Source organism: Wolbachia endosymbiont (group A) of Norellia spinipes (assembly GCF_964273535.1).
Genome location: NZ_OZ187006.1, coordinates 481620 through 497907 on the forward strand (window position 1 = coordinate 481620; position 16288 = coordinate 497907).

Here is a 16288-nt window from a genome sequence, read left to right on the forward strand (position 1 = left end):
TATCTATTATAAGGTCTAGTTGTGTGTCAAAACTGTGGATATGCGTATAGTGGTGCACAATGTGGAGTTGAGGGAAAAAAGTTTAGCTATTATCGCTGTAGTAGTACTATACGTATTACTGATGGTAGGGAGAAGTGTACTAATAAATTGGTCCGTACAGATATGTTAGAAACAGCTATATGGGAAAAGGTGAAAAATTTACTAAAAAACCCAGAGATAATAAAAAATGAGTATCACCGTAGAATTGCAGAAAATAAAAATGATGAATCATCAGATAAGAAGCTTGCAAGAAGGGAAAATCAAATAAAACAAGGCATCGAAAAGTTAATGGAAGACTATTATAGTCAAGAAAATGTAGGAGATAAAGGATATATAAGTGAGGAAGAATTTAAACAGACGATGAAAAGAATGAGGGAACGCTTAAGAGGGATAGAAGAAGAGAAGAAAAAGGTAGTTGATCAAAAAGCAATAGAGAAGGGAATGAACCTTATCATCAACAGTATAAAGAGTCTTTATTCCAGTGTAAAATCTAATTTGGAACAGCTAGATTGGCAAACTAAGCGTGGCATCATTAAAGCATTAGTAGAACGAATTCAGATTGGTTATGACCAGGTAGAAGTGGCGTTTAGAATCGAAGAACCAGCACAGGATGGAGAGATTTTTAATTTGCAACATTGTACTGGACGTCATGATAAGGGGGCTGGCGGAGTTTGTCAAGTAGGTTTTGCATTTTCATGCTACTTGGATTTTTCTAAATCATAATGTTTGCACAGACGTGCCTTTTAGCCACACTGCTAAACGGATACCAAATTTTTTGCAACATCAAGTGCAGCGTAAGTGAATATTGCACTTGCACCCGCACGTTTGAAACCAATCAAAGATTCATAAATCACCTTGTCATAATCTAGCCAGCCATTATTTGCAGCAGCTTTTATCATTGCGTACTCACCGCTTACTTGGTAAGCAAAAATCGGAAAATTAAACTTATCACTTGCTGTTTTGATAATATCCAAATATGGCATACCTGGTTTAATCATAATAAAATCTGCACCTTCATTTATATCCATTTCAATTTCGCACATTGCTTCGTGCGCATTTTTATAATCCATTTGATAACCACTTTTGTCTATAGAATGTGATAGCCCACATGAACCAACGACTTGCCTGAATGGAGCATAGAAGCTAGAGCAATATTTCACCGCATAAGATAATATTAATACGTCTTGAAAGTTATTATCATCTAATGATTTTCTGATTCTTCCTATTCTACCATCCATCATATCAGAAGGAGCAACTATATCACATCCTGCCTTCGCTAAAGCAAGTGCTTGCTTACACAGTACTGATATAGTTTCATCGTTTTCTACATCCATCTGATTATCTTTTAAAATGCCGTCATGGCCATGAATAGTGTATGTATCCAGTGCAACGTCTGCAATAATACCAATTTCAGGTACCTTTAATTTTACAGCACGGATTGCTTTGCAGATTAAGTTGTCAGAATTATATGCTCCCTCAGCGTTTTCAGATTTTAGTTTACTATCAACTACAGGAAAAATTGCAACAGCATTAATTCCTAAATCTTTAGCTTCCTTAACTATAGACACTAATCCATCTATTGAATAACACTTTACGCCTGGTAAGCCAGAAATTGGTTCAGTTGTTTCTTTTCTGTCGTGAACAAACAGAGGAAGAACCAGATCATTTACTGATAGACTATTTTCACTTGTTAAATTGCGAACCCATTTGCTCGAGCGCCTGCGCCTTAATCTTGTATTTGGAAAATTAAACATTGGACCCAGGTAAATTCCCAGTAAAGAGCAACACTCCTGAAATGAGTACCACCCAAAGCACCGATATTGGCAGAAACACTTTCCAACCAAGACGCATTAGCTGATCATATCGATAACGAGGTATTGTTGCTCTAATCCAAATAAATACGAACAAAAGTATAACTATCTTCAAAACGAACCAAATCAAACCTGGAATTTTGTAAAGTAAACTGAACTCCAGCGGCGGATACCATCCTCCTAGAAAGAATATCGTCATCATAGCACTTGCTAGAATCATATTTGCATATTCTCCAAGAAAAAAGAGGGCAAAAGGCATGGATGAATATTCAACGTTATATCCAGAGACAAGCTCTGCTTCAGCTTCTGGTAAATCAAATGGGTGACGATTAGTTTCTGCAAGCAAAGAAATAAAAAATATTATTCCTATAGGCATTAGTAGCAAATCAACCCAAAATGGCATGTTGTGTTTCGCTACCACCATCTCTCCAAGGTTCAACGTACCAGTTGTAACAACAACTGTAGCAACTATTAAGCCTATTGAAACTTCATATGAAATCATCTGAGCAGCCGACCGTATAGCGCCAAGAAATGCATAATTAGAATTGCTTGACCAGCCTGCAATAATTACGCCGTATACTCCCAGCGACGATATAGCTAGCACATAAAGCACTCCAACATTAATATTTGCTATAACCTTAGGAATCACTACTTGCTGGCCATTTTCTACAATTACTTCAGCACCAAACGGTATAACTGCCCAGGCAATTAATGCCAAGATAAAGGTAAGCATTGGAGCCATAATGAACAGTATGGTGCTCGCTCTAAATGGTATTATCGGCTCTTTAATCAGTAGCTTAATAGCATCTGCAAATGGCTGCAATAGCCCAAAAGGTCCAACTACACTTGGGCCGTGTCTCAGTTGAATTGCACCAATAACCTTACGCTCAAAGTATACCAAGTACGCAACTGAAAGTAGTAGCGGTACTAAAATAAATAAAATATTAACTAGCGTGTTCATAAAAAGCTTTAGTACAATCTGCCATTATTTTTGAAGCGCGACTTATTGAATCCGTCATATAAAAATTACACTCCTTTAAAGTGAAAGGTGTATTACTTAAGCTTATCCCATCATTGCTAATTGGCACCCATGTGTTTTTTACCACTTGATCGGCATTTCTAAACTGTGGACCGATAGTATCTAATTTTTTTCTCACATCAAATAAACTATCATACGGTAAAGAAAGGTCTAAATATTGTGAAAGATTTTTAATAATTAACCAATCCTCCTTTGCTTCACCAGGTGGGAATACAGCTAAATTTGTTCTTTGCACTCGACCTTCAGTGTTTACATAAGTTGCATATTTTTCTGTATATGCAGCACCAGGCAAGATAACATCTGCCACATGTGCACCCTTATCACCGTGATGACCTTGATAAATTACAAATGTATTTTCTAATTTTGATGTATCAATTTCATCTGCACCAAGAAGATAAACCACTTCTATGTCACCACTTTCTGCATTTTCCAGTATCTGATTAGTGTCTTTTCCACCTTTTTCAGGAACAAACTCAACGTCCAGACCACCGACTCTTGCTGCAGCTTTATGCAGCACATTAAAGCCATTCCAATCATCTCTGATCATGTTAAATTTTTCTGCAATTTTGCCAGCTAGAATTAGAATTGATTCAGAATCATCTCTTATTAATGCATCTTGACCAATGATCAGCATAGGGTTTTGGGCGGCTACCAGCAGCTCACAGAATTTATGATTTCCATTTGCTATTTCACTCAAAATATCAGGATTATCGCCCAATTTCTCAACATGATACAAATATTCAATGTTAGGACCAACACTTGCAATAGGAAAGTTGCCCTGTAAATATCTCTTTCTCAATCTTACATTAATGATCGGTGCTTCTATCCTTGGATTTGTATTTATAAGCAGACACAAATCTGCATTCTCTATACCCTGGGTAGTGGTATTGAACACATAAGATCCGCGATTACTTGGTATAAGCTTTGCACCATCTTGCCTGCAGTCTATATTCCCCGAGCCGAGCTTCTGCATCACTTCTTTGAGTAGAAGCATAGACTCACAATCTGCTAAATCACCTGCAATTGCAGCTATTTTATTTGATTTTGTATTCTTTAATTTCTTTGCAGCAATAGTTAATGCTTCATTCCAATCAACTGGGGCTAATTTACCATCTTTTTTTACATAAGGTTGATCAAGACGCTGAACTTTTAGTCCATCATAGGCAAAGCGGGTTTTATCTGATATCCATTCTTCATTTACCTCTTCGCTCAGTCTTGGTAATATTCGCATAACTTCCAGGCCACGATAATCAACTCTAATGCTACTTCCCACAGCATCTAGCACATCTATAGTCTCACAATGTGATAGCTCCCATGGACGCGCTGTAAAGGAGTAAGGCTTTGAAGTTAAAGCCCCTACCGGGCAGAGATCTATGATATTTCCAGATAATTCAGAACTAATATGCCTTTTTATGTAAGTGCTAATCTCTACATTTTCTCCCCTTCCGATTCCTCCAAGTTCATTTGTACCTGCAACATCAGACAAAAATCTAACACACCGAGTGCAATGAATGCATCGATTCATCGCAGTCTCAATCAGTGGTCCGAAGTGTTTTTTTGGCACAGCCCTCTTATGCTCATCAAGTCTGCTGGTTCCTTTCCCATAAGCCATCGTGATATCTTGCAAATCGCATTCACCACCTTGATCGCAAATTGGGCAATCAAGCGGGTGGTTAATTAGCAAAAACTCAAGCACACCTTCACGTGCTTTTTTAACCTTAGGGGTATCAGTGTGAATAACCATCCCTTCTGCAACTGGCATTGCACAAGAGGCTACTGGTTTTGGAGGCCCACCCTCAACTTCAACCAAACACATTCTGCAGTTACCAGCAATTGCTAAACGCTCATGATAGCAAAAACGTGGAATTTCAACGCCCACGACTTCACAAGCTTGAATTATAGTGAGCCCATGCTCTACTTCACATTCCTTAGAATTAATAGTAACTTTAACCACAACTATTATACAGCTTCCCACTTTATAGGATTGCCGCTTACCTCATCTTCAACCAGATTGCCGTTATCATATTGAGCAGACATATAATTCATGCGCGAGTCACGATCTATATATCTAACAGGTTTTACCGGTTTATCTTTATACATTTTTTGCTCGGCCTTCTTACGCTGAGTAGGGTTATTTTTACTAGCTGTCTTTGCTTTCCCACCTACTGCCATATAAACTCCTAAAAACTTTTCATTCTATTTTAACACTTAAGTATATAGCGTCAATATTTAATAACTTTAAAATTTCAATAGATCTCTTATTATAATCATTGTTTAAATAAAAAGTTACTCCTTGATATCATTCCAGTGCTTGACCAGAAAAAAAGAAATATGCATCAGCTACTTTCATTTGCTGCGCCTCGAAAATAAACGTTCATGTAGCTGTGAGTCAAGCCATAAATCCAGTATAAAGACCTTTAATCATTGGCTTCGTAGTACTTTTTAACCAACTTATTAAGTAACCTTACACCAAAACCTACTGCTCCTCTTGGACAAATGTCAGTACCTTTTTCGTACCAAGCAGTGCCTGCGATATCTAAATGTGCCCAGCAAGTTTCATTCACAAAACGCTGTAAAAACTGTGCAGCCATTATGCTATCTCCACCAGAGCCTGCAGGAGCGATGTTTTGAACATCAGCAATCGGTGAATCAATAATTTTGTCATAAGTTTCATTCATAGGAAAACGCCATAACTTCTCACTTACTTCATTTCCTGCATCAATCAGACGGTTTGCTAATTCATCATTATTTGAAAAAAGACCAGCATATTCGTTATTTCCAAGTGCAACCACTATAGCACCAGTTAAAGTTGCAAGATCAATCATAAATTTTGGTGAGAATCTGTCTTGCGTATACCATAAAGCATCTGCAAGTATGAGCCTTCCTTCTGCATCGGTGTTCAACACTTCTATCGTCTGTCCAGACATTGAAGTTACTACATCACTCGGCCTTTGAGCATTACCACCCACTGCATTCTCTGCAAGTGCAACCACGCCGATTGCATTTAATTTTGCTTTTCGTCCTGCTAAAGCATGCATCACCCCAACTACAGCAGCAGAGCCTGCCATGTCATATTTCATCGACTCCATACCACGTGAAGGTTTGAGTGATACTCCACCAGTGTCAAACGTTATACCTTTACCAACAAAAGCTATTGGCTTTTGTTCTTTAGAAGCCCCATTCCATTTTATCACTACTAATTTTGGTTCTTTACTACTTCCTTGTGCGACTCCAAGCAAGGCTCCCATTTTTTTCTCTTCCATCTGCTTTTTATCAAGCACTTCGATTTCAAGACCAAGCTTAGTAAGCTCTTTTTTTATATGATCAGCATAGGATTCTGGATATAGAATGTTAGGAGGCTCTGTTATAAAAGAGCGCGCAAGGAATATACTCTCACCTTCTTGCCTTAAGTGCTCAAATGATCTTTCAGCATTACTTAATTGCTCATCTTTTACTAATACGGTAATTTCCTCTACCTCTGTAATTTTCTCATCCTTTTTAGTTTTATACTTATCAAACTTAAAACTACGCAGAAACGCACCATATGCAACATTTGCTGCACTACCTTCGATTAAAATCGCTGCTTTCTTAATTTTTAATCTGCTTAGCTCACAATATATTTTACCACCAATATTTAATTCTTTATTTTCATTCCATTCATCCTTCTTACCAAGTCCAACAACTACAACGTTTTTTCCTTCTGGTAAAATGGTAGAAGAAAATTCACCAAAGCTTCCATTAAAATCGCTAAATTGCTTTATATTATCTATGATCTGTTTTCCTTGCAAAACTCCGCCATCATTTACGGTTTCGTTGTCCTCAAATAAACCCATTACTATTGTTTTAAAATCGGGCGAAATTTTAGAAATTGTTATTTTCATTGCTGGCATCTCCGTTGCAAATAATTGTAAACTGTACATAAAACATAGCAAAAACATCAGTAAGATATTTTTCATATACATCCTAAGTACAATAACATTCAAGTTTACTATGGACTACCTTACATGCAAGGGTTTTTATCTTTTATTAGAGAACTTATTATATCCACCCAAGGTAATGTTAAACGTATAGGTTTTTATGACCTGATCACTGTAAGTAAATGGTGTTATGAGAAGGCTTGCAAGCCCATTACTAACAAAATCTCCAAGAACAGGATCAGCACAATTATCGCAATTATGGTCAGCAAAAAACATTTGCGTTGTGAATTCTGGAAAATCTGGATGTTGAACTAGAAAGTTAATATGTGGAGCTCTCTTACCAATTTTACCAGGTGCTATCGTAATAAAATTATAATAGCCAAGATTATTCACTACAAACCTTCCTGATCCAGCAAAATTCGGATCGAGTTGATTATCCTCTATATTCTCATCGTAATGGTTCACGCCGCGTGAATTCGCGTGCCATATAGAAACTACAGCATTTTGTATTGGTAAACAGTTTATATCAGTAATTCTACCCACTATGTGTATTAATTCTCCTATTGCACTATTTGGAGAACCAGCTTTCCTTCTTAAATTGTTTGAAGAGCTAAAATTTTTTGGCCTTGCATCAAGGTCATATATTTCTGGAGTTTCAATGCAGTTGAGCAAAACAGGATCAGCTGCAAATAGCGGCAAACTGAATACCGTTTGTACTAAAAACGCTAATAAGATATTTTTCACATTCATTTCATTCACAATAGACTTCTTGCATAACCATATAACAAACTTTTATTGGGAATAGAAACGAAAAAATTACTTTACAAGCTTCGCCAGCCCCCTTATCACGAAAATGAAGCTATTTATTTATCTTCTCTGTACAGATTAAATGACAAAAAAACTCAACGTATTTGGCGTCTCATGTTTAATTTTTTGCACTATGTGCACCTTATGTCTTTATCAAATTTCTAGGTTTTTACCTACACAAGCTGAAATACGCTTATAAAGCATTTAAAACATCAAAAAACGCCAACTTAAAAAATGGATAGTGAATAACTAGCTACCCTAGGGTTTCTTTTGCCTTTTTTTCTGTTTAGTAAATTTCTTAACGTTTATAATTTAGATTAGTTGCGGTTTAAAAGCAGCTGAATCGCGGTTATTAAGCGTTTAGAATAAAAAAACGCCATACTTGAAAGTATAATGTAAGTAATTAGCCAACCACGGGGCTTCTTTTGCCTTTTTTTTCATTTGGTAAATTTCTTAATGTTTATAGCTAAACGACAACCGTCATTCCAGTACCTTCTCTTGTCATCCCAGTGCCCAGACACTGGGATCCAGTTCTTATTACCTGGTATAAAGTTAAGTTTTCTGGATTCCAGTGGGCTTTGTTGCATCGCTACTTATGAAAGGCTAACTATAGCTAGGATTATAAGCAACCTATTGAAAATCTTGTTTTTTTGCAATCAATCTGATCAAATTTAAGAATAGTAATTTATTATTTATATTAATAAACTTAATTCTATTGAAAATAGCTAAAGCATTGAAATTCTTGAATTTTAGCCGGATTAGTGAGTGGTAGTGAAATTTCTTTTACTCAAATTTAGGTATTCACTGACCGTTCTTGTTATAAATACCAGAATAATAAGCTACTGATATTCTCCATCTTTTTTTATCTTTAATCCATCATAGCTAGCGATGCAACAAAGCCATTCCAGTGTCTGGGCACTGGAATGACACCGTCTTGGATGGAAGGGCTGGATGACAGGAGATACCGTCTTGTTAGTCAACAAAAAAATTATAAAAATTTCCCAAGTTGCATCATAAAATCAAAAAATACTTCCAATTGTGTAACAGTACACAGATTATAGTTAGTGGATATGTTGATAAGTAAATTAGTTTTATACGCACAAAACAGATGAAGTTTACTTATCAACATATCCACTAACCAACAACATTCAATAAATTTGTGTAAGATACCACTTTACATAAGATAGATAGGAAGCATTTTTGATTTTAAAGTACTAAACCTTCAGTCAACCTCCTAGCCCTGTAGTTTTTGATATGGTTAGGATCAAAAGCACTTTTGGATGTCAGAATACCGAAAATGATATGGAGTAGCTTATGCATTGCAGCACCAACGATGGCCATATTATGCTTACCCTTTTCCTTTAATCTTTGGCAAAAGCTCATAATGATAGGATTGTGATTCTTAGCTACTATGGCAGGAAAGAAAAGTGCCTTACGTAATGTTTGTGAACCGGATTTACTTAATCTGGGTTTGGCATATACAGAGGAACCTGACGTCATATTTCGTGGTATAACTCCTGTATATGCTGCCAATTGCCTGGCATCTCTAAAAACCTCTATATCAGAAACTTCAGCTAAAATAGCTATTGCTGATTCTTCTCCTATGCCTGGAATAGTCAATAGAAGTTGAAAATTTTCCAACAATTCTTTGTGTTGATTTAATAGTTCACGTACGGAGTTTTTTATTGTTTCTATTTTTTGAGCTATATTCATTGCAAGGTCTTCCCAAGCATTTGCAACTTCTTTAGGCAGTCTCTCTTTTTTTTCTAAGTGGTTATTTACTAATGTTAACTCATCTTTTAACGCAACTGAGCAACGATAAAGATGTTTTAATTTTTTCATTTCAGGAGAAGGTGGTGTCCAACTAGAAGGTTCCTGTCTTTGGCAATAATCAGCAATAACTTCTGCATCGGTCTGATCATTCTTTTGTCGTATCAGCTTACTCCTTGCATAAGATTTTATGCAATAAGGATTTACAACACTTACAAAATGTCCAGCATTGTGTAGAAATTCAGCCAGTGCTTCGCTATAACAACCAGTAGATTCCATGCAGGTTTTTACTTTTTCTACATTATGTTTGTGTAGAAAATTCAGTAGACTTTGAAACCATCGTTCTTAAAGCTTCTTTTTCTAGTTTCACGCTTTCCTTTTTTGCTTATAAATGAGAGAAAAACATCAAAGCGATCTTTTGATATATCTATGCCCAAAAAGTTGTTGATCATATATAACCCCATACGTTACCATTAAAAATGAAAAGTAAGGCTAGTCTTGTGAATACAGAATTAGAACCATTCAGGTCTTTCTACGATACCTTCCAGCCTATACTTTTGAGAAGGGAATTCTTATCTCCTCTACAGATTTTATATCTAAGAAGAAGCACAGAGTTCCTCCCTTCTCCACCTAATGCTTAAGCTTAAAACATTAGATGCTTTTGACAAGATACAAGAAGGAGGCTACTTTCATGACATTATCATAAAGTAAAATGAGATCCCAGTGTCTGGGCACTGGGATGACAAGAGGGGGGTATTGGGATGACAAAAAAAGGAGGCTACTGGGATGACGAGAAAGGAGCACTGGAATGACATCATAGGGGCTACTTTCATGACATCATTCTTTTTCCTGGATCCAAGTAGTCAGGGCACTGGGATGACATCATAGAGGCACTGAGATGAAACCGAAGGGCCTACTCGGATGACACCTTTTTTCTGCTTAGTTTAGGTTATGCAAGAAGTCTAGTGCATGAACTGGTCCTTTTCTGATTTTAGCGCTGTCTGCACGAACGTCTAGTTTAGGGGTAAGATAGGAGAAAAATTAGGGCCCGCAAATTAATCCAAACACATAAGTGTAGTGTTACCACCGAATGCTGTAGTGTTAACACTTACAACTTTTTCTGTAGAAAAACGCTGTAAATAATGAGGACCACCAGCTTTTGGCCCAGTGCCAGATAGTCCTCTACCACCAAATGGTTGTATCCCAACTGCTGCACCTATCTGGTTACGGTTGATGTAGACATTTCCAACTGATATTTTTTTGCTTATTAAATCGATCTGATTTTGTATACGGCTCTGCAAAGAAAATGTAAGCCCATATCCTGTATTGTTTATATCACTTATAACTTCATTTAATTGTGACTTGTTAAAACGTATGATATGCAAAATAGGACCAAATACTTCTTGCTTTAATTGCGAAATTTTTTGTATCTCATAAATATATGGAGGAAAGAAATAACCATTATGAGAATTTGTATCCATGGGTACTTTAAATAACAGATTTGAATCTTCGTCCTCTGACATTTTTTGCGTATGTTGAGTTAGCATATCGATAGATGCTTTGTCAATTATTGGACCAATATCAGTACTAAGTTGTATTGGGTCACCAATCTTGAGTTCTTGCGCTGCACCACATATCATTTTTATCTGCTTCTCTGCTATGTCCTCTTGAATAAACAGCACTCTAAGTGCAGAACAGCGTTGGCCGGCACTGCGAAACGCAGAAAGTACAACATCTGTAGTCACTTGCTCTAAGAGAGCGGAGCTATCAACAATCATAGCATTGAGCCCTCCTGTTTCAGCAATAAGCGGTACAATAGGACCATCCCTATCCGCAAGCATTTTATTAATTATTTGAGCAGTTTGTGTTGAGCCAGTAAAAGCTACTCCAGCAATTCTATTGTCTGGAACTAATATTTTGCCTAAATATCCACCATCCCCAGGAATGAGGTGTAACACATTTTTTGGTATCCCAGCTTCATGTAGTATCTTAACAGCTTCGTAGGCAATAATCGGCGTTTGCTCTGCCGGTTTTGCCAGCACCGCATTACCTGCTGCAAGTGCAGCTGAAACCTGCCCAATGAAGATAGCAAGTGGAAAATTCCATGGTGATATACACAGGAAAACTCCTCTGCCTTCAAAAAAGATGAAGTTATCTTCACCCGTTGGACCTGGCAATTTTTTCCAGTCGCTCAGTTCATTTTTTGCTATCGTTGCGTAGTAACGTAAGAAATCCACTGCCTCTCTTACTTCCGCTATTGCATCAGATAAAATTTTTCCTGCTTCTACGATCAGAATGTAAATCAACTCTTTCATCCTTTCTTCAAGCAAATCTGCAGCTTTTTCAAGGCATTTAGCGCGCTTTTCTGCTGAAACATTCTGCCATTCAGTAAAAGCATTATGTGCTATTTCAAGAGCGTTTAAAACTTGAGCACTTGTTGTATTTGACACTTCTTCAATTACATTTTCTAAATGTGCAGGATTCACCACTTCAGTAAATTTGGCATCATCAAAAAGTGACTGTCCGTCAATTATCGGCCCAACTTGCCATTTTTTTTCACTAAAGCTCTTTATATCATCTGCAAATTGTGAGACTATCACCGAGTCACTAATATCCATTCCCAAAGAATTTTTTCTTTCTGGTCCCAAAATATCTTGTGGTAACGGAATGCCTGGATGAGGTTCATAATTAAAATTTATAGCTTTTTCCAGTGGATCTGAAATTAACTCATCAATTTTAACGTTAGAATCATTTATTTGATTAACAAATGAACTATTAGCTCCATTTTCAAGAAGGCATCTTATAAGATAAGGCAACAAGTCACTATGTTCCCCAACGGGTGCGTAGACACGACAGCTAACATTTGTTGCAAGCTCTGACATTGCATAATCATATAAGTCTTTTGCCATTCCATGTAAGCGTTGAAATTCAAATCCAGGGTGGTTTTTATCAGCAAGTTCCATGATAGAAGCAAAAGTATAGGCGTTATGAGTTCCAAAGCATGGGTAAAAGCTGTTTGGTTTACTCAAAAGTTTCTGTGCGCACGCGAGGTAAGATACGTCAGTATAGCTTTTTCTTGTAAATACTGAGTAATCATTTAATCCCAATTCTTGCGTACGCTTGATTTCTGAATCCCAATATGCACCTTTTACAAGTCTGACCATAATTTTATGATTTGATCGAATAGCAACATCCTCTACAAAGTCAAGAACAGATAAAGCACGTTTTTGATATGCTTGTACAGCCAAGCCAAGCCCTTCCCACTCAGAAAGTGATTCATCAAGCCGTAATTGTTCAAACAAGATTAAGGACATTTCAAGCCTTTCTGTTTCTTCTGCATCTATGCATAATGAAATGTTGTATTTTTTTGCTTCATGACAAAGCTCTAGCAGTTTAGCTCTCAACTCTTCAGCTATATTATCGAATTGACCAAATTCATAACGTGGATGTAACGCAGACAATTTGATTGAAATTCCATGCGATTTAAAACAATCATTTATTTCAGTGGATTCACCTATAGCTTTTATTGAGTGCATGTATGAATTAAAATACTCTTCTGCATCTTCAGCTGTGTGAGCAGCTTCGCCAAGCATATCAAAAGAGTATAAAAACTTACTATTGTCATCTAGTTTTGCATACCTTAAAGCTTCTTCTGTGGTTTCTCCAACAACAAAATGATTACCAAGCATAGACATTGCTTGTTTTACTGCTTTGCGAATGATCGGTTCTCCTAAATTCTTAAGTAACTTAGAAATTGCGTAATAGAACTTCGAATCGCCTTCATTATCTCTCAATATACTGCTACCTATCATCAAGCTCCATGTGGAAGCATTGACAAACAACGAAGAAGAGTGCCCTAAATATTTATTCCATTCCTGATTGGCAATTTTATCTTTGATTATTTCGTCTATTGTATAATCATCTGGTATTCTAAGTAGCGATTCAGCAAGGCACATCAATGCTATTCCTTCATCATTGGAAAGCGAGTATTGCTGCATAAAGGAATCTACAATACTTAATTTATTGTGTTTGATTTTTTCAATAACTTGTTTTGCAATATTATAAATTCTACTTTTTGAATCAGCTGAAAGCTCTGTTTTTTCTATAAGGCGGCGTACATAACTTTTCTCATCAGCACGATAAAATCCTTGTAAACGTTTTCTCAATTCGTTAGGTTCTTGTATAGAGGTAATCATAATTATTTATAAAACACCTTTACTATATGTAAGGTAAAATTATATCATAACTTTGCACAGAGCAAATTGTTATTTATAAAGGGATCAGGGCTGGCTAAAAGAAGTCCATGCAATAACTTTAAAAGGATTGTGCAAGTATGTAGCTTAACACTCCGCCATGCATTAAGTATTTAATCTCAGTTGCGGTTTGTACACAGCATTTGAGTTGAATTGATTGCTTTGAATTATCCTTTCTTTTGATGATACATTCTAGATTTCCACCTGGCACTATTTCACCTTTTATGCTTATTACCTCACTACCATCAAATATCTTTCTGGTTATTCCATTTTGGAATATAAGTGGAAGAACACCCATGCCGACCAAGTTGGACCTATGTATACGCTCAAAGCTTTCTGCAATTACAACTTTAATCCCCAACAATAAAGTACCTTTTGCTGCCCAATCCCTACTTGAACCTGTGCCATACTCCTTTCCTGCCACAATGATGAGAGTTTCCTTGTAGCGCATTGCTGCATCAAAAATCGACATAGTTTCTTGAGAAGGAATATATTTTGTATAGCCGCCTTCGATGCTTACCATTTCATTTTTTATTCTAATGTTAGCAAAAGTCCCACGCATCATTACATTGTGGTTACCACGACGAGACCCATACGAATTAAAGTCCTGTGGCTCAATTCCAAGATTTTTTAAATATATACCTGCAGGACTACTTGAGGCAATATTTCCAGCAGGGGAAATGTGATCAGTGGTTACGCTATCGCCAAATATTGCCAATATTTGTGCACCTTTTATATCGATTGTTTTATCTTTATTATTTTTAGGTGATAAATTATCAAAATAGGGCGGATCTTGTATGTAAGTGCTGTTTGCATCCCAATTATAGATTTCACTTTTTTCACACTTTATCTTTCGCCAATGTTCATCACCAGAAAAAACATCCTTATACTTTTGTATAAACATCTCACGTGTTACCACATTTTTAACACAATCTTCGATTTCATTGTTTGTTGGCCATATATCTTTGAGATAGACATCATTTCCATTCTTATCTTTGCATATTGAATCTTTTGTCAAATCAGTTTGCACAGTACCAGCAAGTGCATATGCAACAACAAGTGGAGGAGATGCCAAGTAATTAGCTTTGACTAACGGATGAATTCTTCCTTCAAAGTTACGATTACCGGATAAAACTGCAGCAACAGTTAAATTTTTGTTTTTAATGCCATCTTCTATATCTTTATTAAGTGGACCAGAATTCCCAATGCAAGTTGTGCAACCATATCCAACTAGATTAAAACCCAAAGCATTTAGATCTACCTGCAATCCAGACTTTTCTAAATATTCTGTTACAACTTGTGACCCTGGAGCAAGAGAAGTTTTAACCCAAGGCTTTGATTTTAATCCAAGTTTAATTGCATTACGAGCTACAAGACCTGCAGCAATCATTACACTTGGATTTGAGGTGTTAGTGCAGCTTGTTATTGCTGCAATAACTACACTTCCATCTTGAAGCTTATCACTTTCCTTTAATTCGTTAACTGAAAATGATTTAGAAAAAGACTCTGCCACTTGTGAAAGAAAAACCTTATCTTGTGGTCTTTTGGGACCAGCCATTACTGGCTTCACGCTTGATAAATCAAGCTCTAGTATGTCAAAAAATGCTAACTCATTATTGCCACGCCACAATCCTTGCTCTTTCGCATAAGCCTCAACTAGCTTTTCTGGCCTTCCGGTTAAGCTTAAATAATCTAGCGTTTTCTGATCAATTGGAAAAAATCCACAAGTTGCGCCATACTCTGGGGCCATGTTTGCTATAGTTGCCCTATCTGCCAAAGATAAATAATCTAAACCATCACCATAAAATTCTACAAACGTACCAACAACACCCTTTGTTCTTAGGATATTGGTAACCGTCAGCACTAAATCAGTCGCAGTTACTCCTTCCGGCAGTCTGCCAATTAATTTAAATCCAACTACTTCTGGAATCACCATACTAATTGGTTGACCAAGCATCACAGACTCAGCTTCTATGCCTCCAACACCCCAACCAAGGACTGATAACCCGTTAACCATCGTAGTATGGCTATCCGTACCAACCAAAGTATCAGGATACAAAACCCCATCCTTATTACATACAACTTGCGCTAAATACTCAAGATTCACTTGGTGGCAAATTCCAGTACCTGGCGGTACTACTCTAAAATTTGTGAAGGATGATTCTCCCCACTTTAAGAATTGATATCTCTCCAAATTTCTTTTTACTTCTAGCTCAACATTCTTACTGAATGCGGAAACACTTCCATAACTATCTACTTGAACAGAATGGTCGATCACAAGATCAACGGGCACAGACGGATTTATGCTGCTTGGATCGCCTCCATTTTTCTTGACATAACTCCGCATAGAAGCTAAATCGACGACAGCAGGAACCCCTGTAAAATCTTGCATCAACACCCTTGCTGGCTTGTAGCTAATTTCATGATTAGCGTGTTTATTAACGCAACTTGCTAGTATTTTTATATCATCCAGCTTTACGTTTACTCCATCTTCATTGCGCAATAAATTTTCAAGCAGAACCTTAAGTGAGCAGGGCAATTTAGTTACATCTATTCCTAAAAATTCACTAGCACTATTTAGGCTAAAATAGTTGTATGACTTCCCGTCAATGTTTAAAGTCGTTTTTGCGTTTAAAGAATTATTCATCAGGT

At 36.8% G+C, this 16288-nt stretch carries 10 protein-coding genes and 1 pseudogene; 2 read left to right on the plus strand and 9 right to left on the minus strand.

Annotated elements, in window-relative coordinates; all coding sequences use genetic code 11:
* Positions 1 to 21 precede the first annotated feature (21 nt).
* Positions 22 to 762 (plus strand): zinc ribbon domain-containing protein, encoded by a 741-nt coding sequence (locus ACFZP3_RS02400; RefSeq protein ID WP_386086778.1) that lies wholly within the window; start codon positions 22 to 24, stop codon positions 760 to 762.
* Positions 763 to 794: 32 nt separating this feature from the next.
* Here ACFZP3_RS02400 and hemB read toward each other — a convergent pair whose 3' ends face one another.
* From hemB to ACFZP3_RS02430, 6 genes are all read right to left on the minus strand, one after another.
* Positions 795 to 1793 (minus strand): porphobilinogen synthase, encoded by a 999-nt coding sequence (gene hemB, locus ACFZP3_RS02405; protein ID WP_386086779.1) that lies wholly within the window; start codon positions 1791 to 1793, stop codon positions 795 to 797.
* Positions 1786 to 2811 (minus strand): NADH-quinone oxidoreductase subunit NuoH, encoded by a 1026-nt coding sequence (gene nuoH / locus ACFZP3_RS02410; protein WP_264687804.1) that lies wholly within the window; start codon positions 2809 to 2811, stop codon positions 1786 to 1788. Before nuoH ends, hemB begins: the two co-directional genes overlap by 8 nt.
* Positions 2795 to 4843: an NADH-quinone oxidoreductase subunit NuoG gene (gene nuoG / locus ACFZP3_RS02415; protein WP_265016757.1), complete on the minus strand. Its 2049-nt coding sequence runs from the start codon at positions 4841 to 4843 to the stop codon at positions 2795 to 2797. Before nuoG ends, nuoH begins: the two co-directional genes overlap by 17 nt.
* 5 nt (positions 4844 to 4848) lie before the next feature.
* Entirely contained in the window at positions 4849 to 5061 is a 213-nt protein-coding gene (locus ACFZP3_RS02420; protein ID WP_006015760.1) for a hypothetical protein, read from the minus strand.
* A gap of 245 nt (positions 5062 to 5306) precedes the next feature.
* On the minus strand, positions 5307 to 6809 hold the full coding sequence (locus tag ACFZP3_RS02425; RefSeq protein ID WP_386086780.1) for a leucyl aminopeptidase: 1503 nt from the start codon (positions 6807 to 6809) through the stop codon (positions 5307 to 5309).
* Between the two features lie 96 nt (positions 6810 to 6905).
* On the minus strand, positions 6906 to 7556 hold the full coding sequence (locus ACFZP3_RS02430; protein WP_386087104.1) for a protocatechuate 3,4-dioxygenase: 651 nt from the start codon (positions 7554 to 7556) through the stop codon (positions 6906 to 6908).
* A 513-nt stretch (positions 7557 to 8069) separates the two neighbouring features.
* Between ACFZP3_RS02430 and ACFZP3_RS02435 the strand changes: the two genes are divergently transcribed.
* Positions 8070 to 8288: a hypothetical protein gene (locus ACFZP3_RS02435; RefSeq protein WP_309166896.1), complete on the plus strand. Its 219-nt coding sequence runs from the start codon at positions 8070 to 8072 to the stop codon at positions 8286 to 8288.
* A gap of 531 nt (positions 8289 to 8819) precedes the next feature.
* Here the strand turns inward: ACFZP3_RS02435 and ACFZP3_RS02440 are convergent.
* The 3 genes and pseudogenes from ACFZP3_RS02440 to acnA all read right to left on the minus strand — a co-directional run bounded on the left by ACFZP3_RS02440 (position 8820) and on the right by acnA (position 16283).
* Positions 8820 to 9835: pseudogene (locus ACFZP3_RS02440) on the minus strand (IS110 family transposase).
* A 603-nt stretch (positions 9836 to 10438) separates the two neighbouring features.
* Positions 10439 to 13579 (minus strand): bifunctional proline dehydrogenase/L-glutamate gamma-semialdehyde dehydrogenase PutA, encoded by a 3141-nt coding sequence (gene putA, locus ACFZP3_RS02445; protein WP_386086781.1) that lies wholly within the window; start codon positions 13577 to 13579, stop codon positions 10439 to 10441.
* Between the two features lie 118 nt (positions 13580 to 13697).
* On the minus strand, positions 13698 to 16283 hold the full coding sequence (gene acnA, locus ACFZP3_RS02450) for an aconitate hydratase AcnA (protein WP_386086782.1): 2586 nt from the start codon (positions 16281 to 16283) through the stop codon (positions 13698 to 13700).
* Positions 16284 to 16288: the final 5 nt, after the last annotated feature.

Excerpts from the sequence above, each read along its gene's own strand:
- hemB (WP_386086779.1), bottom strand. The coding sequence starts at position 1,793 with ATGTTTAATTTTCCAAATACAAGATTAAGGCGCAGGCGCTCGAGCAAA.
- ACFZP3_RS02430 (WP_386087104.1), bottom strand. The coding sequence starts at position 7,556 with ATGAATGTGAAAAATATCTTATTAGCGTTTTTAGTACAAACGGTATTC.
- ACFZP3_RS02435 (WP_309166896.1), top strand. The coding sequence starts at position 8,070 with ATGTTTATAGCTAAACGACAACCGTCATTCCAGTACCTTCTCTTGTCA.
- ACFZP3_RS02425 (WP_386086780.1), bottom strand. The coding sequence starts at position 6,809 with ATGTACAGTTTACAATTATTTGCAACGGAGATGCCAGCAATGAAAATA.
- putA (WP_386086781.1), bottom strand. The coding sequence starts at position 13,579 with ATGATTACCTCTATACAAGAACCTAACGAATTGAGAAAACGTTTACAA.
- nuoH (WP_264687804.1), bottom strand. The coding sequence starts at position 2,811 with ATGAACACGCTAGTTAATATTTTATTTATTTTAGTACCGCTACTACTT.
- ACFZP3_RS02420 (WP_006015760.1), bottom strand. The coding sequence starts at position 5,061 with ATGGCAGTAGGTGGGAAAGCAAAGACAGCTAGTAAAAATAACCCTACT.
- acnA (WP_386086782.1), bottom strand. The coding sequence starts at position 16,283 with ATGAATAATTCTTTAAACGCAAAAACGACTTTAAACATTGACGGGAAG.